The 21,409-nt window shown below is 70.1% G+C and carries 19 protein-coding genes; 15 read left to right on the top strand and 4 right to left on the bottom strand.

Features of this window, described 5'->3' with window-relative positions:
- Nucleotides 1-648 precede the first annotated feature (648 nt).
- On the bottom strand, nucleotides 649-1,041 hold the full coding sequence (locus G401_RS0140990) for a DUF7144 family membrane protein (protein ID WP_027347061.1): 393 nt from the start codon (nucleotides 1,039-1,041) through the stop codon (nucleotides 649-651).
- Between the two features lie 187 nt (nucleotides 1,042-1,228).
- Here G401_RS0140990 and fabG point away from each other — a divergent pair, with 187 nt between their 5' ends.
- The 4 genes from fabG to G401_RS0141010 are packed head-to-tail and all read left to right on the top strand — an operon-like array spanning nucleotide 1,229 to nucleotide 4,618.
- Nucleotides 1,229-1,942 carry a 3-oxoacyl-ACP reductase FabG gene (fabG, locus tag G401_RS0140995; RefSeq protein ID WP_027347062.1) on the top strand — a complete coding sequence of 238 codons (714 nt, stop codon included), beginning with the start codon at nucleotides 1,229-1,231 and terminating at the stop codon, nucleotides 1,940-1,942.
- A 19-nt stretch (nucleotides 1,943-1,961) separates the two neighbouring features.
- Nucleotides 1,962-2,753 (top strand): enoyl-ACP reductase FabI, encoded by a 792-nt coding sequence (fabI, locus tag G401_RS0141000; RefSeq protein ID WP_034594705.1) that lies wholly within the window; start codon nucleotides 1,962-1,964, stop codon nucleotides 2,751-2,753.
- 22 nt (nucleotides 2,754-2,775) lie between these two features.
- Entirely contained in the window at nucleotides 2,776-3,852 is a 1,077-nt protein-coding gene (locus G401_RS0141005) for a ferrochelatase (protein WP_027347064.1), read from the top strand.
- Entirely contained in the window at nucleotides 3,839-4,618 is a 780-nt protein-coding gene (locus tag G401_RS0141010; RefSeq protein WP_027347065.1) for an HAD-IIA family hydrolase, read from the top strand. The genes G401_RS0141005 and G401_RS0141010 overlap by 14 nt, the downstream gene beginning before the upstream one ends.
- A 601-nt stretch (nucleotides 4,619-5,219) precedes the next feature.
- Here the strand turns inward: G401_RS0141010 and G401_RS0141015 are convergent.
- Nucleotides 5,220-6,011, bottom strand: a complete 792-nt coding sequence (locus G401_RS0141015; protein ID WP_027347066.1) for a hypothetical protein — start codon at nucleotides 6,009-6,011, stop codon at nucleotides 5,220-5,222.
- A 69-nt stretch (nucleotides 6,012-6,080) separates the two neighbouring features.
- On the opposite strand from G401_RS0141015, the gene G401_RS0141020 reads away from it, so the two are divergent.
- Both G401_RS0141020 and G401_RS0141025 read left to right on the top strand, forming a co-directional pair.
- A complete protein-coding gene (locus tag G401_RS0141020) occupies nucleotides 6,081-7,607 on the top strand; it encodes a sugar ABC transporter permease (protein ID WP_027347067.1) in 1,527 nt (508 codons plus the stop codon).
- Nucleotides 7,594-8,400, top strand: a complete 807-nt coding sequence (locus tag G401_RS0141025; protein WP_034594708.1) for a DUF3097 domain-containing protein — start codon at nucleotides 7,594-7,596, stop codon at nucleotides 8,398-8,400. Before G401_RS0141020 ends, G401_RS0141025 begins: the two co-directional genes overlap by 14 nt.
- Before the next feature lie 4 nt (nucleotides 8,401-8,404).
- Here the strand turns inward: G401_RS0141025 and G401_RS0141030 are convergent, their stop codons facing one another.
- A complete protein-coding gene (locus G401_RS0141030) occupies nucleotides 8,405-9,742 on the bottom strand; it encodes a serine hydrolase domain-containing protein (protein ID WP_027347069.1) in 1,338 nt (445 codons plus the stop codon).
- 125 nt (nucleotides 9,743-9,867) lie between these two features.
- On the opposite strand from G401_RS0141030, the gene G401_RS0141035 reads away from it, so the two are divergent.
- From G401_RS0141035 to G401_RS0141050, 4 genes are all read left to right on the top strand, one after another.
- Nucleotides 9,868-10,299 carry an NfeD family protein gene (locus tag G401_RS0141035; RefSeq protein WP_027347070.1) on the top strand — a complete coding sequence of 144 codons (432 nt, stop codon included), beginning with the start codon at nucleotides 9,868-9,870 and terminating at the stop codon, nucleotides 10,297-10,299.
- 10 nt (nucleotides 10,300-10,309) lie between these two features.
- Nucleotides 10,310-11,362 (top strand): SPFH domain-containing protein, encoded by a 1,053-nt coding sequence (locus tag G401_RS51855; protein ID WP_157546837.1) that lies wholly within the window; start codon nucleotides 10,310-10,312, stop codon nucleotides 11,360-11,362.
- A 66-nt stretch (nucleotides 11,363-11,428) separates the two neighbouring features.
- Nucleotides 11,429-12,229, top strand: a complete 801-nt coding sequence (locus tag G401_RS0141045; RefSeq protein WP_027347071.1) for a TrmH family RNA methyltransferase — start codon at nucleotides 11,429-11,431, stop codon at nucleotides 12,227-12,229.
- A 2-nt stretch (nucleotides 12,230-12,231) separates the two neighbouring features.
- Nucleotides 12,232-13,851, top strand: coding sequence for a PucR family transcriptional regulator (locus G401_RS0141050; RefSeq protein ID WP_034594711.1), 1,620 nt, complete (start codon nucleotides 12,232-12,234; stop codon nucleotides 13,849-13,851).
- Nucleotides 13,852-13,948: 97 nt separating this feature from the next.
- Here the strand turns inward: G401_RS0141050 and G401_RS51860 are convergent, their stop codons facing one another.
- Nucleotides 13,949-14,437, bottom strand: coding sequence for a GNAT family N-acetyltransferase (locus G401_RS51860; RefSeq protein WP_051367975.1), 489 nt, complete (start codon nucleotides 14,435-14,437; stop codon nucleotides 13,949-13,951).
- Nucleotides 14,438-14,603: 166 nt separating this feature from the next.
- Here G401_RS51860 and G401_RS0141060 point away from each other — a divergent pair, with 166 nt between their 5' ends.
- The 5 genes from G401_RS0141060 (at nucleotide 14,604) to G401_RS0141080 (ending at nucleotide 21,407) form a co-directional block, all read left to right on the top strand.
- Nucleotides 14,604-15,890, top strand: coding sequence for an aspartate aminotransferase family protein (locus G401_RS0141060; protein WP_027347073.1), 1,287 nt, complete (start codon nucleotides 14,604-14,606; stop codon nucleotides 15,888-15,890).
- Nucleotides 15,887-17,374, top strand: coding sequence for a CoA-acylating methylmalonate-semialdehyde dehydrogenase (locus G401_RS0141065; RefSeq protein WP_027347074.1), 1,488 nt, complete (start codon nucleotides 15,887-15,889; stop codon nucleotides 17,372-17,374). Before G401_RS0141060 ends, G401_RS0141065 begins: the two co-directional genes overlap by 4 nt.
- A gap of 332 nt (nucleotides 17,375-17,706) precedes the next feature.
- Nucleotides 17,707-18,702, top strand: coding sequence for a MurR/RpiR family transcriptional regulator (locus G401_RS0141070; RefSeq protein ID WP_034594713.1), 996 nt, complete (start codon nucleotides 17,707-17,709; stop codon nucleotides 18,700-18,702).
- A 216-nt stretch (nucleotides 18,703-18,918) separates the two neighbouring features.
- Nucleotides 18,919-20,343, top strand: a complete 1,425-nt coding sequence (gene ngcE / locus G401_RS0141075) for an N-acetylglucosamine/diacetylchitobiose ABC transporter substrate-binding protein (protein WP_027347076.1) — start codon at nucleotides 18,919-18,921, stop codon at nucleotides 20,341-20,343.
- Nucleotides 20,344-20,420: 77 nt separating this feature from the next.
- The gene (locus G401_RS0141080; protein WP_027347077.1) at nucleotides 20,421-21,407 is read left to right on the top strand and encodes a carbohydrate ABC transporter permease; all 987 of its coding nucleotides are present in this window, start codon (nucleotides 20,421-20,423) and stop codon (nucleotides 21,405-21,407) included.
- The last annotated feature ends 2 nt before the right edge of the window (nucleotides 21,408-21,409 follow it).

The raw sequence follows: 21,409 nt of genomic DNA on the forward strand, positions 1-21,409 counted from the left end.
GTTTGTCGGCCGGCCCGCGGGGGCCGGCCGTAACGCTGGCCGGGCGTCAGTGGCTGGCCAGGAGGAAGAGGGTGAAGACCCACGCGCAGGCGAGAGTGAACCCCAGGGGAGCGACGTAACGGCTCATGGTGGACTCCAGCGACGAGTTCGGGATGGGAACGCGGGACGCTGAAAGTCGTGGCTGAGCGCGGCCGTCCACACGCGCAGGTAGCCCCGCCAGACGGCGGAGCGGCGAATGCGGCGGCGCGGCGAGGCGCGGGAGAATTATCCGCGCGCGACGGCCCAGCCACGACTGGGAGGATCGCTATCTCGCACAGCGATCACCTCCTGCGAGCCGGGCGCCTGGGCGCACAACGGACAGATCATTGGGGAATACTCGCCATTGGGGAACAATCGCCAATGGGGAAATACCCGGAAGGGATCCTACCCGTTACCGTGTCGCCGGTTCCACCCGCCTCCGCCGACTCGCCGCAAGCTCTGTCCGTCCGGCGGATCCCCCGCTCCCGAGCCCGCCCAGCCGGGCCAACCCCAAGATCCTTGGCTGACGCCCAAGATCCTGCTTGGATCAGGGAAATCACCCGAATCTTGGGCCATGATCCGGGTGATTTCCGTGATCCGAACAGGATCGTCGACGTGGACGGGACGCGGCTACTCGGCGCGGACGACGGACAGGGACCAGATGACGAAGACGTCGAGCGCGATGATGATGATGGCCCAGACGGGCTGGTAGGGCAGCCAGATGAAGTTCATGATCGCGGAGACCGAGGCGAACGCGATGCCGAGTCCCCGCCACATCCACGATGTGCTGTAGAGCAGGAAGAAACCGGTGATCGCGGCGAGGATGCCGATGATCAGGTGTATCCAGCCCCAGCCCGTGACGTTGATCTTGTACGTGTAGTTCGGCGCGACCACGAAGTACGCGCCCCGGGCGATGGCCGCGATGCCCTGCAGTGCCTGGAAGACACCGGCCATCATGAGGGTGATCGAGGCGAAGAGCAGCCCGCCCCGGGCCCACGAATTGCTGGTCGAATCCTGCGACATGCTTCCTGTGTACGCGTATTCGCCCCATTATGTGGGTGAATCTAGAGATCGGTCCGGCCTGATTGTGGAACCCCTACAACATTGATAGTTGGATTTCGTGCGTGACCTCGCCGGTGGCATACGCGGGGCGGCCCTTAGGCTCCACCAGGGAATGGCATGACGGCAAAACTGCGAGAGGGGAGCGGGCGTGGCTCGCACCGTACTGGTCACCGGCGGTAACCGGGGCATCGGCCTGGCGATCGCGCAGGCGTTCGCGAAGCAGGGCGACCGGGTCGCGATCACCCATCGGGGCAGCTGGGACCCGGCGACGGCGCCGGACCTGTTCCCGGTCGTCTGCGACATCACCGATCCGGCCGCGGTCGACGCCGCGTTCACGGCGATCGAGGCGGAGCTCGGCCCGGTCGAGGTCCTGATCGCCAACGCCGGCGTCACCGACGACACGCTGATCATGCGGATGTCGGAGGAGCAGTTCAGCCGGGTCGTCGAGACCAACCTCGGCGGCGCGTGGCGGGTCGCCAAGCGCTCGGCGACGAAGATGGTCCGCGCCCGCTGGGGCCGGATGATCTTCATCTCGTCGGTCGTCGGCCTGCTCGGCAGCGCCGGCCAGGTGAACTACGCGGCGAGCAAGGCGGGGCTGGTCGGCATCGCCCGGTCCCTGACCCGCGAGCTCGGTACGCGCAACATCACCGCCAACGTGGTGGCACCGGGCTATGTGGACACCGACATGACGGCGAAGCTGTCCGACGACCTCAAGGCCCAGTACCTCAAGATGATCCCGGCCGGCCGGTTCGCGACGGCAGACGAGATCGCGGGCGCGTGCACCTGGCTGGCGAGCGACGCCGCGGGCTACGTGTCGGGCGCGGTCATCCCGGTCGACGGCGGCCTGGGCATGGGCCACTGACGTTCCGCCGTCCCCAGTCATTCAGAGTTTTGCGAGCAAGGAGGCGAGCGTGCTGCTCGAAGGCAAGAAGATCCTGGTCACCGGCGTGATCACCGACCAGTCGATCGCGTTCAGCGTGGCGAAGCTCGCCCTCGAGCAGGGCGCCGAGATCGTGCTGACGGCGTACCCGCGCCCGACGCTGGTCGAGCGGATCGCGAAGCGGCTGCCGACGACGCCGCCCGTCATCCCGCTCGACGTGACGAACCCCGAGGAGCTGGCGGGCCTGGCCGACAAGGTCAAGGAGTACCTGCCGACCCTCGACGGGGTCGTGCACTCGATCGGGTTCGCGCCGCAGACCGCGCTCGGCGGCAACTTCCTGGAGACGCCGTGGGAGGACGTGGCCACCGCGCTGCACGCCTCCACGTACTCCTACAAGTCGCTGGCGGCCGCGCTGCTGCCGCTCCTGCAGCCGGGCGGCTCGGTGGTCGGGCTCACGTTCGACGCCACGGTGTCGTACCCGGTCTACGACTGGATGGGCGTGGCCAAGGCGGGCCTGGAGTCGGCCAGCCGCTACCTCGCCCGTTACCTCGGCGAGAAGGGCATCCGCAGCAACCTGGTGTCCGCGGGACCGCTGCGCTCGATGGCGGCCAAGTCGATCCCCGGCTTCGAGAAGTTCGAGGAGTCGTGGGCCGAGCGGGCGCCGCTGCGCTGGGAGCTGACCAACCAGGAGCCGGCCGCCAAGGCGGTCATCGCCCTGCTGTCGGACTGGTTCCCGGCCACCACCGGCGAGATCGTGCACGTCGACGGCGGCTACCACGCGATGGCCGGCTAGCTTGACTGGCTAGTCTGGCTTCGTGCCGATAGACGCTTTTCTGCTGCTTTCCTTCGGCGGCCCCGAGGGCCCCGACGACGTCCTGCCCTTCCTGCGCAACGTGACGGCGGGGCGGGGCGTCCCGGAGGAGCGGCTGCTCGAGGTGGCCGAGCACTACCAGCATTTCGGCGGCGTCTCGCCGATCAACGAGCAGTGCCGCGTACTGCTGCGGGCCATCGAGGCCGACTTCCGCGACCAGGGAGTCGGCCTCCCGCTGTACTGGGGCAACCGGAACTGGAAGCCCCTGCTCGCCGACACCGTGGCGCGGATGCGCGACGACGGGATCACGCACGCGATCGCCCTCGCCACCAGCGCGTACGCCGGATATTCGTCGTGCCGGCAGTACCTGGAGGACATCGAGGCGGCCCGTGCCCACGTGGGACCGGGCGCGCCCGAGATCACGAAGCTCCCGCACTTCTACGACCGGCCCGGCTTCATCGAGCCCAACGCCGACGCCGTACGCGACGCGCTGGCCAAGGTCGGCGGCGACGCCCATCTGGTGTTCACGGCGCACTCCGTCCCCGTCTCGGCGGCGCGTACGGCGGGGCCGCCCGCCGACGAGCGCTCGCGCGAGTCGCCAGGAGTGCGGTCAGGGAACCTCTACGAGGACCAGCTGCGGGAGGCGGCCAGGCTGGTGGCCGAACGGGTCGACCCGGCCCTGTCCTGGGATCTCGTCTGGCAGTCGCGCTCCGGCCCGCCGCAGGTCCCGTGGCTGGAGCCGGACGTGAACGACTTCCTGCGTACGCTGCCGGCGCGCAACGTCGTGGTGAGCCCGATCGGTTTCGTCTCCGACCACCTCGAGGTCGTCTGGGATCTGGACACGGAGGCCGCCGCGACTGCCGCCGAACTGGGGATGGGATACGCCCGGGCGGCCACCGCCGGCACCGATCCACGGTTTGTGCGTATGGTCACAGACCTCGTACAAGAGGCGTTCACCCCGTCCGACCCACGCCCGTCACAGGGGCTCGGTACGCTTTCGCGCAGACAGACGTGCGGTGCGGGCTGCTGCCCGCGCCAAACGCGGCCGCGGATGGGTGTGGGAGCAGATGAGCGAGCGTAAGCCGATCGAGAGCTGGCTGACCGACATGGACGGCGTCCTCGTGCACGAGGGTGTGCCGGTCCCGGGCGCCACGGACTTCATCGGCCGGCTGCGCGCCTCCGGCAAGCCGTTCCTGGTGCTCACCAACAACAGCATCTACACGCCGCGCGACCTGCACGCGCGGCTGACCCGGCTCGGCTTCGACCTGCCCGAGGACGCGATCTGGACCTCGGCCCTCGCGACCGCGCAGTTCCTGGCCGACCAGCGGCCGGGCGGCAGCGCGTTCGTCATCGGGGAGGCCGGCCTGACCACGGCGCTGCACTCGGCGGGCTACATCCTCACCGACTACAAGCCGGACTACGTCGTGCTCGGAGAGACCCGCAACTACAGCTTCGAAGCGATCACCACGATGATCCGCCTGATCAACAACGGCTCGCGGTTCATCTGCACGAACCCGGACGCCACCGGCCCCTCGAACGAGGGCGCGCTGCCGGCCGCCGGCTCGGTCGCCGCCCTCGTCACCAAGGCCACCGGCGTCGAGCCGTACTTCGTGGGCAAGCCGAACCCGATGATGATGCGTTCGGCGCTCAACAAGATCGGCGCGCATTCCGAGTCGGCCGCGATGATCGGCGACCGGATGGACACCGACGTGCTCTGCGGCCTGGAGGCAGGGCTGCGCACGTTCCTCGTCCTCACCGGGATCAGCAGCAAGGAGGACGTGGAGCGCTATCCGTTCCGCCCGTCCGAGGTGGTCGACTCCGTGGCATCCCTGGTGGACCGCATCTGATTGCGCCCAGGAGCGTCCGACGATCTTGCGCGAATGTCCCGGCATTTCGGGCATAGCCGACGAAAGTTGAGGCATTCGCGCAAGATCGTTGGGGCTTTTGATCTTGGGTTCGGGGTGGAAGCTACTTCTCGGCCGCTGTGGATCGCGCCAGCACCGTTTCACCCTCGGCCTTCGCCCGTGATGCGGGAAGGATCTTCCATCAGGTGAACCTGGATCACCGATTTCTTGATCATTTACGGCTGAGGTGTATTTCCGGCGCCCTCTGCATGATCGATGACGCTTCAGGTGCAGTCAGGGGCCGTCGGAGTGCACCAGAACCGTCATGGATCATGCAACCGACAGCGGTTTTTACACCACAGCCGTAAACGATCGACGCCACCCGCTACCACCCGCCACCGCGGGGCACCCATATCGGACAGTCGCGACAAAGGCCGAATCGGCCGCGCTGAACCAGCCGCGCCGAACCGGCCGCGCCAGCCGCCGTGACCTCCACAGTGTCGCGGGGCGCTGAGCGTACAAGTCGGACAGTCGCGACAAAGGGCCGCGAGCCTAAGGGGCGGCGGGCCTAAGGGGCAGCGGGGCGTGAGGAGCGGAGGCTGGATCAGATCAGGGGCGCGTTGATGGCCGCGGTGATGGCGCGGCGTGACGCGGCGGCCAGCGGGCGCAGGGCCTCGTCGCGGCGCTGGGCCTCGAACGCGTTGAGCGAGCCGCCGGGCGCTTCCTGGCCGGCGAGGATGAGGACCCGTTCGAGCAGGAGCGCGCGCGAGTAGAGGCGGCGTGCGGGGCCGTCGTAGCCGGGCGGGAGTTCGGCCTCGGTGGGGCGGCGCAGGGCCGAGATCGCACTGCCGAGTTCGGGCCGCCAGCGGGCGACGTCGAGGCGGGCGAGTTCGGTGGTCGTCTCCTGGAGCGCGAGCGACAACTCCCCGTCGGCCTCGCGCACCGTGGGGCGGGGGCCGTTCGGGTGCAGCGGGGGCGCCTCGAAGGCCTGCCAGCTGACGGTGACGAAGACGTCGCCCGAACCGGACACGTGCTCGGTGGTCTGCGGTGTGAGACCCATGATCCCGGCCAGTACGCCTTCCCCCGCCGTCAGCGCCGAGGCGGTGAACTCGCCCGGGCCGAGGCCGTCGGGGTCGCCGGGCGCGGGCAGGGTCAGCCGGATCTCGTCCGGGTGCAGCTGGCGCAGGTGCGGCAGGGCATCCCGCAGCGGCAGGGCGGACCACGTGCCGGGCAGTTCGGTGGCCAGGTGTTCCTCGGCGGGCGCCTGCGGCGGGCGTTCGATGTTGTCGATCGCATCGTCGAAGGAGGACAGACCCGCGCGCCACGCCCGGCACCACGCCACGAAGCGGGCCGAGCGACGTTCGGCGAGGGCCACCGAGTGCGCCGCAGCTGACATGGTGATCAGAATACGCCGACGGCGGCGCCGGATACATCAGTCACGGCCTGTTCACTAGCATTCACGTTCGTGTCCACCCTGCGAAACAACCGAATCCTGTTCGGCCTTCTGGCGACCGTCCCCGCGCTGCTGTTGCTGTGCAGCGGTTACGTCGTCCCCACAGTCCAGACCCTGTACGCGAGTTTCACCGACGCGAGTCTCCTGCGCGACGGTACGAAATCCGTGGGGCTGAACAACTACGACGCCGTCCTGCGGGCGTTCGGGGACGGGCTCACCCTGGATCTGCGGCTGGTGGTGGGCGTGCTGGCGATCGCGCTGCTGCTCGGCGGTGGGCTGGGATTCCTGGCGCACAAGGCCGGCCGGTGGGGCCGCCGCCTCGTGTACGCGGTGTTCGCGCTGCCGCTGGCCGCCGCCCTGGCACCGTTCGTGCAGGCGATGAGCTGGGTGGGCGGACCGGTGGAGGACCTTCGCATGCGCCCGGTCGAGCAGATGCTCATCGCCGGATTCGGGGCACTCGTGGCACTCGGCGCGATCACGGTGATGCTGGCGGCCCGGGGCGGTCTGGGTGCGATCCTCGTCGCCGCGGGCACGCTGGCGGGCAGCCTCGTCGCCGTGGCCTCGCAGGCGTTCTCGTTCGCGGTGTTGGGGATCCCAACGGGGTTGCCGGCCTTGACGATCTACACGTTCGCCTTCCGGACCGGCCGGCTCGGTGTGGCCTCCGCGGCGTCCGTGCTGCTGCTGATTCCGCTCATGGTGCTCGGGATCGGCGTGACGCTGCTGCTGATCCTGACGCGTACGCGCATCGCGCCGGCAGCACAGGCGCCGGCAGCACAGGCGCCCGCCGCGCAGACGGGCGGCTGGCTGGGCGGAACCGGTGCGGCGGTCGTCGTCCTGGGTCTCGCGAGCCTTGCCGGGCTGGTGGTGTGGCTGCCCCGCCTGGTGGAGTTCGGCGATCCAGGCAATCTCGGTACGCACCTGGCCAACACCTGGCTGCCGCCGCTCGTGAGCACCGTCGTCGGGATCTGTGCGGCGGCTCTGGCCGGCTTCGGCATCGGCGGGCTGCGCCCGTTCGGCGACCGGAGCGAGCTGTTGCTGCTGCCGTTCGCGCCGTGGCTGTTCGTCGGGCTGGCCCCGTTGATGACCGCGTACTGGGATCATTCGCTGCTGCGCGACGCGCCCGCGTTCTTCCGGCTGCTCACGCCCGGTTCGCTGGTGATACCCGTTCTCGTGGGCAGCACGCTGCTCTTCCGCGGGCTGGCGGAGCTGCCGGCCGCCAAGGTTTTCGCGATCGCCGGGCCGCTGCTGGGCGCCGCCGCGTACGTGGTGTGGGTACTGCGCGCACAGCAGCCGCTGTGGGCGCTGCTCACGGTCAACGAGCCCGCCCAGCAGACCATGCCGGTCTCGGCCTTCACGAGGATGTTCGCGTACGGCACGCGGACGGGAACGGGGACGGCCGGGTGGGTCTATCCACTGCCGATCTACCTGATCTCCGCGGCCGTGATCGCCGTCGTGCTGATCCTCGTGGTGGACCGGCTGACGGTGCGTACCGGGCGGGCGCCCGCGCGGCCGATAGAATCTGAGGGTGACCAGGTATGACGACGTCCTTTCCGGGCCACGCCGGCCCCGCCGCGAGATCCCCGTCCACGCCGCCGAACCCGGCATGGTCGTCGAGGACGCCGATTCGGGGTTCTGCGGTGCCGTCGTCGGATTCGAGGGCGGCGCCGTCGTCCTGGAGGACCGCCACGGCAAGCGCCGGATCTTCCCGCTGGAACCGGCGGCGTTTCTGCTGGACGGCGTACCGGTCACGTTGACGAGGCCGGTCGCCGCGCCGCAAGGCGGGCTCCGGCTCACCGCTTCGGGCTCGATCGCGGTCGCGGACCGGCGCGCCCGCGTCGCCCGGGCCGGCCGGATCTGGGTCGAAGGGCTGCACGACGCCGCCCTCGTCGAACGCGTCTGGGGCGACGATCTCCGCGTCGAGGGCGTCGTCGTCGAGCCGCTGGACGGGATCGACGACCTGCCCGCCCGGGTCGCGGAGTTCGGGCCCGGGGCGGACGCGCGGCTCGGCGTACTCGTCGATCATCTGACGCCGGACACCAAGGAGAGCCGGATCGTGGCCCGGGTGACCTCGCCGCACGTGCTCGTGACCGGGCATCCGTACGTGGACATCTGGCAGGCGGTGAAGCCGGCGTCGGTGGGGATCCGGGCCTGGCCCGTCGTTCCGCGGGGGACGCCGTGGAAGGAAGGGGTGTGCGCGGCGCTCGGGGTGCCGGATCCGCGGGAGATGTGGCGGCTGATCCTGTCGCGGGTGGACAGTTACCGCGACCTGGAGACGCCGCTGATCGGGGCGGTGGAGCGGCTCATCGACTTCGTCGTCGAGCCCGCTCCCTAGCGCCTCACTGATCGTCGGCCGGGAACCGTCGGAACAGGAACGTCGCTATGTCCAATGTGGTCACGGCGCCGTCCTCGTCCCGGAGCACCGCCAGGATCTCGCCGTCGTTCTCCCCGGCGACGCCGCGCCACCGGTCCTCGGCCTCGTACCGGAAGCGCATCGGATCGCGCGGCCGGGTCAGCGAGTCCAGCACCAGCTCCGCCCCGTCGAGGCGGGCCTCGTACTCACGCCCCATCCACCACCAGCGCCCGAGCACGTCCGCGATCGGCCCGGCCGCCGCGGCCGGTGCGGGTACCCAGGGCGCGATCGTGGCGGGCTCGCCCTCCAGCACCGTGCGCATCAGGGCGAAGGCGAGCGACCCCAGCGAACCGTCCCTGATCGTGTACGCGTTCGCGTAGCACACGACGCCCGTCCGGGAGGGCCGGTGGACCACGAGGGCGGCGAGGTAGCCGGGCATCGAGCCGCCGTGCCCGACATAGACGCGCTCGCCCTGGCGGTACAGCTCGATGCCGAGGCCGTGCGCGCCGCTCCAGGTGTCGAGGTCGTTCATGACGACGGGCGCGGTCATCTCCCGCAAGGTCGCCGGGGCCAGTACCGAAGGGTCGGGGTCGGCCAGGAAGGCGGCCCACTTCGCCAGGTCCGCCGGAGTCGACCAGAGCTGTCCGGCCGGTGCCATGGCCCCCGTGTCCGTACGCGGCTCCTCGCGCAGCGTGTCGAGCCACGGGTGCACCACGTAGCCGGGCGCGTACGGCCCCTCCGGGTGATAGCTGGTACGCGTCATCCCCAGCGGGGTCAGCAGCCGCTGCTGGACGAGAGTGGCCCACTCCGTGCCGGTGACCCGGTGGAGAACCGCCCCCAGCAGCCCGTACGCCAGATTGGAGTAGTGGTAGCCGTGGTGCGGTTCGAGCGCGAGCTTCTCCGGGGTCAGCTCGGCGAGCAGCTTCTCGATGTCGCCGCCGTCGCTGCGCTCCCACCAGTCGCCGTCCGGTTCCCGCTGCAACCCGGAGGAGTGGGCGAGCAGCTGGCGGAGGGTGACGCCGGCGCCGACCGGCGTACCGGGGAGATGGCGGTAGAGCAGGTCGTCGAGGGCCAGCCGGCCGGCGTCGCGCAACTGCATCAGCAGGACGGCCGTCAGCGTCTTGGAGATCGATCCGATGCGGAACTGCACGTCGGCGAGGTCCTCGCCGGACACCGGGCGGCCGTGCAGCGTACCGGCGCCGCTCACATGGGCCGTCGCGCCGTCGCGTACCACCGAGGCGGCCACGCAGGGCGACCTGCCGTCCGCCTGGGCGCGGGCGACGAGCTGGTCGAGGGCGAGAGCCGTGGTCGGCTGCAGCGGCATGGCGTCTCCAGTCGCGGGGAGGACAGGGGGCGGACATTACCGCTCAACTGCGTAACGGTGGAAACCGTTATCCGTTTCAGGCCGCCCGTGTGACAGGCATTGCGCGGGCGTGCCACGATCAACCCGTGGAAAGTTGGGGATGGTGGCTGGTCGCCGCCGGAGCACTCGTCATCGGCGAGCTCTTCGCGGGCGACTTCGTGCTGCTCATGCTGGCCGCGGGCGCCGCGGCCGCCGGCTTGGCCGGCGTACTGGGCCTGGGCATCGTCGGCGAGCTGCTGGTCTTCGTCGTCGTGTCCGGACTGGCGCTGTTCTTCGTGCGCCCCTGGATCAAGAACCGCTTCTACCGCAGCTCGGACCAGGTGAAGATCGGCGTCTCGACGATCCTGGGCGCCGAGGCGGTCGTGCTGGAGCGCGTCGACGCCGAGGGCGGCCAGGTCAATCTCAGCGGCGAACTCTGGCGGGCCCGGCCCTACGACACCACGCGGGTTTTCGAACCAGGTGACCGCGTCCGGGTCATCGAGGTTGATGGCGCCACCGTACTGGTGGGGAAGGAATGAGATGGAACCACTGCAGTTGTTCCTATATCTAGTCATCGGGATCGTCGCCCTGATCGTGGTGATCACTCTGCTGCGCTCGGTGCGTCAGGTACCGCAGCAGCGCAACGACGTCGTCGAACGGCTCGGCAAGTACCACCGGACGCTGCAGCCTGGCCTGAACATCCTGGTGCCGTTCGTCGATGCCGTCCGGACCAAGGTGGACCTGCGCGAGCAGGTGGTCAGCTTCCCGCCGCAGCCGGTCATCACCTCCGACAACCTCGTGGTGTCGATCGACACGGTCCTCTACTTCAAGGTCGTCGACCCGGTGAAGGCGACGTACGAGATCGCCAACTTCCTGCAGGCGATCGAGCAGCTGACGGTGACGACCTTGCGTAACGTCATCGGCTCGATGGACCTCGAGCGCGCGCTGACCAGCCGCGAGGAGGTCAACCGGCACCTGTCGGTCGTGCTCGACGAGACGACCGGCCGCTGGGGCGTCAAGGTGACCCGCGTCGAGATCAAGGCGATCGAGCCGCCGCCCAGCATCCGCGACTCGATGGAGAAGCAGATGCGCGCCGAGCGTGACCGCCGGGCGGCGATCCTCACGGCCGAGGGCGTCAAGCAGTCGCAGATCCTCACGGCCGAGGGCGAGAAGCAGGCGGCCGTCCTGCGCGCCGACGGTGACCGGCAGGCCCGCATCCTGCAGGCGGCCGGTCAGGCCAAGGCCATCGAGACGGTCGTGGGCGCGATCCACGCCGCCGACATGGACAGCACCGTCATGGCGTACCAGTACCTGCAGGCGCTGCCGATGATCGCCCAGGGCGCCTCGAACAAGCTCTGGATCATCCCGGCCGAGCTGAGCAAGGCGCTGGAGGGCATCAGCAGCGCGTTCGGCAACCTCCAGCCGCCGGCGCCGCCGAGCGAGCGCAAGCCGCGGCCGGTCGCCACGCCGGACAACTCCGACGCCATCGAGGCGGCCCGCGCCGCCGCGGCGGCCGTCGCCGAGATCGAGGCGGAGACCAAGGCGGAGACCGCGGGTGTGATCCCGCTGAAGCCGGCCGCTCCCGAGCCGCCGCAGCAGTAGGTCCTGATCACGTGCCCCGGTGGGCGTCCGGCCTTCGCCGGCCGCCGGCCGGGGCACAATGACGTCGTGGACCTGATCACCTCCGCGGCGGACGAGCGGATCGCCGACTACCGGGCGCTGACCGACGTCGAGCTGCGTACGCGCTGGGAGCCCCCGCACGGCCTGTTCATCGCCGAGGGGGAACTCGTGCTCCGCCGGGCGCTCGCCGCCGGTTACGTCCCGCGCAGCTTCCTCGTCGAGGCGAAGCGGACGGCCCAGATCGCCGACCTCGCCGGCCTGGCGCCGGTCTACGCGGGCGACGCGGACGTGCTGGAGGAGATCACCGGTTTCCACGTGCACCGCGGGGTGCTGGCGAGTTTCCACCGCAAGCCGCTGCCCGCGCCGGCCGAGGTACTGGCCGCCGCCCGCCGGGTCGTCATCCTGGAGGACATCAACAACCACACGAACATCGGCGCGATCTTCCGGGGCGTCGCCGGGCTCGGGATGGACGCCGTCCTGCTCTCGCCCACCTGCGCGGACCCGCTCTACCGCCGCAGCGTACGCGTGAGCATGGGCGAGGTGTTCGCCATCCCGTACGCCTTCCTCGCCGACTGGCCGGCCGGCCTGGACGACGTCCGCAAGGCCGGGTTCACCGTGCTGGCCCTGACCCCGTCCGCCGACGCGGTCCCGATGAACCTCCTCGACGCCGCGCGGCGAGAACGCCCGGCTCTGCTCATGGGCGCGGAGGGTCCGGGGCTGTCCCGGCACGCACTGGCGGCCAGCGACATCCGCGTACGCATCCCCATGCGGCGTGGTGTGGATTCGCTGAACGTGGCCGCGGCGACCGCCGTCGCGTGCTGGGAACTGACCCGCGACGATCCGGCCTGACCATGGCCGACCCCGTCCTGCCGACCGTACGCGACGTCGTGGCGCTCGCCCCGATGCAGGTGGGCGAGCCGCGTATCGTCGCCGGCGCGCGGTATCTCGACCGGCCCGTCCGCTGGGTGCACTCCTCGGAGGTGCCCGACATCGCCTCCCTGCTCAAGGGCGGTGAACTGGTCCTCATCACCGGGATCGGCCTGCCCGCCGAGGACGACGGCGTCCGCGCCTTCGTCCAGGACCTCGCCGGCGTCGGGGTCGCCGGTCTCGTGGTGGAACTCGGCCGCCGCTACATCGGCAGCGTCCCGAAGACGATGGCGGCCGCCGCCGAGGAGTACGCCCTGCCGCTCGTCGAGCTGCGTCGGCCGACCCCGTTCGTGCAGATCACCGAGGCGGTACACGCGCTCATCGTGGACGCCCAGCTGACCGAGCTGCGCGCCTCCGAGGAGATCCACCAGCGGTTCACCGAGCTGAGCGTCGAGGGCGCCGAGCCAGCCGAGGTCGTGCACCAGGCCGCCCAACTGGCCGGGTACCCGATCGTGCTGGAGAACCTGGCCCGCAAGGTGCTCGCCTTCGACGCCGCCGGCGGCCGCGCCGAACTCCTGCTCGACGGCTGGGAGCAGCACTCCCGGCGGATCGCCGTCGCCGGGCGTACCGGCTACGACGCCGAGGCCGGCTGGCTGGTCACCGCGGTCGGTGCTCGCGGGCAGGACTGGGGGCGGCTGCTGCTGCGCTGGCCGGGCGCGGGCGACCCGCCGACCCGGCTGACCATCCTGCTCGAACGCGCGGCCTCCACGCTCGCGCTCGGCCGCCTCATCCGCCGCGACGAGCAGGGCCTGGAACGCCAGCTGCACGGCACCCTGCTGGCCGCCCTCCTCGACCACAGCCTGCCGGTCGACGAGGTCTCGCTGCGCGCCCGGGCCCTCGGCGTCACCCTCGACAAGCGGCGGCTGGTCGGCGTGGTCGTCCGTCCCCGCCTGCCCGGGGCCGACAGCGCCGAGGCGGCCGCCCGCCTGCGCGACCTGGCCGACACCGCCAGCCAGGCCGTCCGCGACGCCAAGCTCACCGGCCTGCTCAGCGTCCTCGACGACCAGGTCGTCGGCGGCCTGCTCGCCGTCCGCTCGGCCGCCGACGAGGACGCCGCCCTCACCCGCTTCGCCGCCGCCCTGCGCCGCGGCCGCGAGGAGGTGCTCATCGCCGCCGGCTCCGGAGTGGACAGCCTGCGCGAAGCCCGCCGCTCCCTCGTGGAGGCCCGCCAGGTCGCCGACGCCGCCCGCCACGACGCTCCGCCGGCCGCGCCCGTCCTGCGCCTGCCGCACGTCGGCCTCGCGGGCCTGCTCCACCTGCTGCGCGACGAGCCCCGCCTGCAGACCTTCGTGGAACGCCAGCTGGGCGCGCTGCTCGCGTACGACGCCCAGCACCCCCGGGATCAACTGCTGCCCACCCTCCGCGTCTACCTGGAGGCGGGCCGCAACAAGTCCATCGCGGCGTCAGCCGCGCACCTGTCCCGCCCGGCCTTCTACGAACGCCTCGCCCGCATAGGCCGGATCCTCGACGTGGACCTGGATTCCGTCGCGGTCTGCCTCTCGCTCCACGTCGCACTCCTGGCCTGGGAGGCCATTCGTTCCTGAAGCGCAGCGCCCGACGATCTTGCGCGAATGTTCGGGCATTTCGGGCGTACCGGACGAAATTCGAGACACTCGCGCAAGATCGTCGGGTACTTCGTGGTCAGAGGGCTCTCGTCATCCACTCGATGTTGAGGGCGGGGTTCGAGTGGAGCGCCTCGAACCGGCCGGTGGGCTCGAAGCCGTGCCGGAGGTAGATCTTGCGGGCGCCGTCGTTGCCTTCGGTGACGCCGAGGGTCATGCGGTCGAAGCCCTGCTCGCGGCCCCAGTCGACGATCTCCTCGATGAGGGCCCCGGCCGCGCCGCTGCCGCGGTGCTCGACGTCGACCCACATGGCGACCAGGATGGGCCGGTTCTCGTCCGGGAGGAGGAGGCCCGCGGCCTGCCCGGCCGGTACGCCGTCCCGGAAGGCCATCGCGGTGACGCGCTTCCGGCCGTCCTCGACCCACCATCGCTGCCAGTACGCGTCGTCCCCGGCGACCGCGTCGGCGTGCTTCTCGCCATAGGCGTCGGGGGCGCCGAGGAGGGCCCGCAGGCGCATTTCTTTCCAGGTCTGCCAGTCGTCGCGGGTGAGCCGCCGTACTTCGATCACGCCTTCGGACTCTAGTCACGGCGTACTGCGGGGAACACCGGGATATTTTTTGTACGCCTAACGCTGTGTCAAATCTTGTGACGCGGCGCGTGACACTGTGCTGGTTGTCCGGGGCCGGGGCGCGGTGAAAGTGTCGGGGGACACACTCTGTGAGGAGAGGGCTGCCATGTCCGACGATCTGCTCGCCCGGCACCGGGCCGTGCTGCCGAACTGGGTCTCACCGCTGTACGACGAACCGATCGAGCTCGTCTCCGGGAAGGGCAGCCGGGTGACGGCCGCCGACGGGCGTACGTATCTGGACTTCTTCGGGGGTGTGCTGACGACCTCGATCGGCTACGACATCGCCGAGATCTCCGACGCCGTACGCGCCCAGATCGACACCGGGATCGCGCACTCGTCGACGCTGTACCTGATCCGCCGGCAGGTCGAGCTGGCGGAGAAGATCGCGCGGCTGTCGGGGATACCGGACGCGAAGGTGTTCCTGGCCAACTCGGGCACCGAGGCCAACGAGACCGCGCTGATGCTGGCCACGCAGTTCCGGCGGAGCAACCAGATCCTGGCGATGCGCAATTCGTACCACGGGCGGAGTTTCGGGGCGCTCGGGGTGACCGGCAACCGCGGCTGGTCGGCGTCGAGCCTGACCCCGGTCAACGTCAGCTACCTGCACTCGGGGGACCGGCTGCGCGGGATCTTCGCGGGTCTGTCGGACGCCGAGTACACGGCGCGGGCGGTCGAGGACCTGCGGGAGGTGCTGGCGACGACCACGAGCGGGGACGTCGCGTGCCTCATCGCCGAGCCGATCCAGGGCGTCGGCGGTTTCGTGGCCCCGCCGGACGGGTTCTTCGGGGCGCTCAAGGAGGTGCTGGACGAGTACGGCATCCTGTGGATCTCCGACGAGGTGCAGACCGGCTGGGGGCGTACGGGCGAGCACTTCTGGGGGTACCAGGCGCACGACGCGGTGCCGGACATGCTCACCTTCGCGAAGGGCATCGGCAACGGGTACGCCCTCGGCGGCGTGGTCGCCCGCGCGGAGGTGATGGACTGCCTGAGCGCGACGTCGTTCAACACGTTCGGCGGCAACCCGGTCTCCAGCGCGGCCGGCGGCGCGGTGCTCGACTACATCCTCGACCACGATCTGCAGGCTAACGCGGCCCGGGTCGGCGCGATCATCCACGAAGGACTGCACCGGGCGGCGGCCACGCTGCCGGTCGTCGGCGACGTCCGCGGCAAGGGGCTGATGATCGCCGTCGAGTTCGTCGAGCCGGGCACTACCAGGCCGAACCCGGCCGCCGCGCTGCGCGTACTCGAGGAATGCAAGAAAAACGGCCTGCTGGTCGGCAAGGGCGGCCTGTACGCGAACGTCCTGCGGATGGGGCCGCCCTTGACCCTGACCGAGGCGGAGGCCGAGGAAGGCCTGGAGATCCTGCTGGCGGCGATCGGGAGCGTGCGATGAAGCGGGTGCAGCACTTTGCCGGAGGCAAGCCGTGGCCGACCGACGGCCGCAGTGGTGACCTCTACGATCCGGCGACCGGGCAGGTCAGCGGCAGCGTGGACTTCGCCTCGGCGTCCGATGTGGACGCTGTGGTGCGGATCGCCGCGGATGCCTTCGCCACCTGGCGCGACGCCTCGCTCGCGCGCCGCACGCAGGTCATGTTCGCCTTCCGCGAGCTGGTCAACGCGCGGCGCGAGCAGCTCGCGGCCGTGATCACCGACGAGCACGGCAAGGTCCTCTCCGACGCCGCCGGCGAGGTGCAGCGCGGTCTGGAGGTCATCGAGTACGCGTGCGGCATCCCGGCCGCCCAGCGCGGCGGTTTCAGCGAGAACGTCTCGACCGGCGTCGACTCGTACGCGATCCGCCAGCCGCTCGGGGTCGTGGCGGTGATCTCGCCGTTCAACTTCCCGGCGATGGTGCCGCTGTGGTTCGTGCCGATCGCGGTCGCGGCGGGCAACACGGTGGTGCTCAAGCCGTCGGAGAAGGACCCGAGCGCGGCGACCCTGCTGGCGGCCTGGTTCGCCGAGGCGGGCCTGCCCGACGGGGTCTTCAACGTGGTGCACGGCGACAAGGAGGCGGTGGACGCGCTGCTGGACCACCCGGTGGTGCAGGCGGTCTCGTTCGTCGGCTCGACCCCCGTGGCGAAGTACGTGTACGAGCGCGGTACGGCGGCGGGCAAGCGCGTCCAGGCGCTGGGCGGCGCCAAGAACCACATGGTGGTGCTGCCGGACGCCGACCTCGATCTCGCGGCCGACGCGGCGGTGAGCGCCGGCTTCGGGTCGGCGGGGGAGCGGTGCATGGCGATCTCGGTCGTCGTGGCGGTGGAGCCGGTCGCGGACACGCTCGTGGAGAAGATCGCCTCGCGGATGGCCGGTATCCGCACCGGCGACGGCCGGCGGTCCTGCGACATGGGCCCCCTGGTGACAGCGGTCCACCGGGACAAGGTCGCGGGGTACGTCGCGGCGGGGGTGCAGGCGGGCGCGGTCGCGGTGGTGGACGGGCGGGACGTGACACCGGACGGCGACCCGGCCGGGTTCTGGCTCGGCCCGACGCTCTTCGACCGCGTGACGCCAGAGATGTCAGTCTATACGGACGAGATTTTCGGGCCGGTCCTCTCAGTCGTCAGGGTCCGAACGTACGAGGAGGCCGTCGCGCTCGTGAACGCCTGCCGGTACGGCAACGGCACGGCGATCTTCACCAACGACGGCGGGGCGGCCCGGCGCTACCAGCACGAGGTCGAGGTCGGCATGATCGGGGTGAACGTGCCGATCCCGGTGCCGATGGCGTACTACTCGTTCGGCGGGTGGAAGGCGTCGCTCTTCGGCGACACGCACGCCCACGGCGCGGAAGGGGTGCATTTCTACACCCGGGCTAAGGTCGTCACCAGCCGGTGGCTGGACCCGTCGCACGGCGGCGTGAACCTCGGCTTCCCCACGCAGTCGTAACCGCCTCAAGATCGGTACAGGGTCGCCGCGCGCCCGCGCGGCGACCCCTTCGTGTCTGGGAAGCATTCTTACCAAGCGTTACAGCCCCGCAACATCTGCCGGAGAGGGTGGCCGTCACGCCGTCGGGCGGGCATTATTTTCGCAGCTCACCTACGCTGTGTGGGATCGCAGGCGGCCGGTCGGCGGCGGCCGCCGGGATGCATGACTGTTAATAACGATTAGAAAACTTCGCTCGATGACTTGACAAGAGCGGGTCCGCAGTAAGAACTTTTACCAACAACAGTTAACACTCCTTGCCATTGAGGCGGGCTTCGGAAGGGGCGTACCAACCGATGGAACGCGAGGTGACGGTGGACACGGTGCCGGTGGCGCCGAACGATGCCGTCCCTGCGGCCAGGTACGCCACGACCGACGGCCTGCGCACCGACGGCGGCGCCACCGCGCCGCGGGAGCCGGAGAGCCTGCTCATCCGGATCGCCAATCTCCTGCCGGAGTTCACCGGGGCGCTGCGGCGGGTCGCCGACCAGGTCCTGTCCGACCCGGCCGGGGCGGCCCGCGCGACCATCGTCGAGCTGGCCGAGCGCAGCGGCACCTCGCCCGCGACCGTCACCCGGTTCTGCCGGGCCCTCGGCTTCGACGGGTACTCCGACCTGCGGCTGGGCATCGCCGGCGAGACCGGCCGGGCGTCCCGGTCGGCGGGCTGGCAGGTGGACATCGGCCGCGAGATCCAGCCGACCGACCCGCTGGAACGCGTACTGAGCCAGCTCATGGCGGCCGACACGCTCGCCATGCGGGACACCGCCGCCCGGATCGACCTGGCGGCCGTCGAACGGGCCGCGGAGGCCATCTCCACCGCGTCCCGCGTCGACATCTACGGCGCCTCCGGCAGCGCGCTGGTGGGCGAGGAACTCCAGTTCTCGCTGCACCGCATCGGCATCGCGGCCTGGGCCTGGACCGACATCCACAACGGCCTGGCCAGCGCCGCCCTGCTCGGCAAGGGCGACGTCGCGCTCGGCATCTCGCACTCCGGCCAGACCCGGGAGACGATCGAGATGATCGCCGAGGCCGGCAGCCACGGCGCGACCACCATCGCGCTCACCAGCTTCCCCCGTTCGCCGCTGGCCGACGTCGCGGACATCGTCCTGCTGACGGCGACCCAGGCCACCACGTTCCGGCCGGACGCCCTGTCGGCCCGGCACCCGCAGCTCGTCGTGCTCGATCTGCTCTACATCGCGGTCGCTCAGCGTACGCACGAGCGCTCGCACGCCGCCTTCCAGCGCACCGCCCGCGCCGTCGAGGCGCACCGCGTCAAGGAGGTCTCCGAATGAGGCCTTCCGCCTGATCCGCCGATCTTCGGCGGCGCCCGGATCCTCAGGGGCGCGCGGCCGATGTCCCTTCCGGGACGCGTACCACCCTCCGCACCACCCTCATGAAAAGTGTCCTCCCACCGGTGGCAGCCGGTGAGAGGACCGGAACATCACATACACCTCGAGTCCGGTACGCCGGCCCTCCGGCGTCCCGCCTGACCCGTACGAGGAGACGAAATGTCCAACACCCCCTCCGACCTTACCCGCCGCACGGTGCTGCGCCGTGCCGCGGCCGCGGGTCTGCTGGCCACCCCCGCGGCCGGGTTCCTGGCGGCGTGCGCGTCGAGCGACACCAACACCAACACGAACACCGGTGCCGGGACGAAGTCCGCCGACAACCCGTTCGGCGTGGACAAGTCCAAGCCGGTGGACGCGGTCGTCTTCGACGGCGGTTTCGGCCAGGACTACGCGAAGTACTACGGCTCGAACTACGAGAAGAAGTACGCCGGCTCCAAGGTCCAGATCACCTGGTCCAAGGAGATCCTGACCGACATGCAGCCGCGGTTCACGGGCAACACGCCGCCGGATGTGATCAACAACTCGTCCCCGAAGACGCTGGACGTCGGCACCGTCGTCGACCAGCTCGTCGACCTGACCGAGCTGTTCGAGGCGCCGAGCTTCGACGACCCCAGCGTCAAGGTCAAGGACACCCTGGTCGCCGGCACGGTGGAGTCCGGCCTGTTCAACAACAAGCCGTACACGCTGAACATGGCGTACACGGTCTACGGCTTCTTCCACGACCAGACCCTGTTCGACCAGAAGGGCTACAAGGTCCCGACCACGTGGGAGGAGTTCTCGGCCCTCGCCGACCAGGCCAAGAAGGACGGCCTGTACGCCTTCACCCACCAGGGCAAGTACCCGTGGTACATGTACAACGTCATCACGGACTGGATCTGGAAGGTCGGCGGCCCGCAGGCCATCTTCGACATCGACAACCTGGAGCCGAACGCCTGGAAGTCGGACGCGGTCAAGACCGTGATCGACCGCATCGTCGAGATGCTGGGCAAGGGCTGGGTGCAGCCGGGTGCGGCCGCGCTCGACCACACCACCACGCAGCAGGCCGTCGTGGACCGCAAGGTCCTGTTCATCCCCTGCGGCACCTGGCTCGAGGGTGAGATGGCCAAGACCCTCAAGGCCGACAGCAAGCTGACGGTGAACGCCCAGTGGAGCCTCACCGCGTCGGACAAGTCGCCGTACGGCACCGTCCGCGCGGCGGCCGGCGAGGGCTGGATCGTGCCGAAGAACGGCAAGAACGAGCCCGGCGGCATCGAGTTCCTGCGGGTCATGCTGTCCAAGGACTCGGCGCGCAAGTTCGCCGAGCTGACCAAGTCGCTCCCGGTCGTCAAGGGCGCGGCGGACGGCCTCACCGGCTCCTCGCAGTTCGTCTCGGCGTCGGCGGCCCTCGGCGCGGCCGGCGCGAACATCATCAGCGTCCGGTTCGACGGCTGGTACAAGGACATCTACACCGCCCTCGAGGGTGCGATCAGCAACCTGATGAGCGGCAAGGGCGGCACCGCGGAGTTCACCACCGCGATGCAGAAGGCGGCCGACAAGGTCGCCGCCGACCCGAACATCAAGAAGCAGCCCAAGCGCACCGCCTGAGTGCTCCTTCCGGCCGGGCCGACGGCTTCGTCGGCCCGGCCGCACCCCCTTCTCCACCCCTGACCGAAGGACTCGCCATGAGGCACGGCAGGCTCCCGTTCATCTTGGGCTTCCTGTGGTTCCCGGTGCTGCTGTACCTGGTGTACGTGATCTGGCCGTACTGCCAGACCGTGTACTACTCGCTCACCGACTGGAACGGTTTCACCCCGAACGTCCCCTACACCGGGTTCGGCAACTACGCCGACCTGCTCAAGGACGACACGTTCGTGCGGTCGCTCTTTCACAACGCCGTGATCCTGGTCGTCTACCCGATCATCACGATCCTGCTCGCGCTGTTCTTCGCCTTCATGCTCAACGTGGGCGGCCGGGGCGACCGGGCGGGCATCCGCGGCGTCGCCGGCTCCGGGCTGTACAAGACGATCTTCTTCTTCCCGCAGCTGCTGTCCATCGCGATCGTGGCGATCCTGTGGGGCCGCATCTTCGAGAGCTCGACCGACACCGGCTTCCTGAACGCCGTGCTGGCCAAGATCGGCATCGTCGACCCGGCGCACCCGCTGTTGTTCCTCGGCGAGACCAACTCGTGGCTGCTGCCCGCGATCCCGTTCCGGGACACCGTGCTGGACGCCCCGGTGGTGCTGTGGTGCCTCATCGCCATCGCGGTGTGGGGCGGCGTCGGCTTCTACCTGGTGCTGTTCTCCGCCGGCATGCAGGCCATCCCCAAGGACCTCTTCGAGGCCGCGCTGCTGGACGGCTCCAGCCGCTACCAGACCTTCTTCAAGATCACGCTGCCGCTGCTGTGGGAGCAGATCTCCGTGGCCTGGGTCTACCTCGGCATCGCCGCCCTGGACTTCTTCCTGCTCGCGTTCGCGATCGCGCCGCCGAGCATGCAGGCGACCGGTGCCAGCCACGTGATGAGCTCCTGGGTCTTCTTCACGGCCTTCGGCAGCAGCCGGTACGACAAGTTCGGCTACGCCTGTGCCATGGCCGTCGCGATGGCCGCCTTCACCTTCATCCTCGCCTTGGTCCAGCTGCGGATCACCCGGCGCGAAAAGATCGAGTTCTAGGG

The organism is Hamadaea tsunoensis DSM 44101 (assembly GCF_000428945.1).
In the GTDB taxonomy this organism is placed as follows: domain Bacteria; phylum Actinomycetota; class Actinomycetes; order Mycobacteriales; family Micromonosporaceae; genus Hamadaea; species Hamadaea tsunoensis.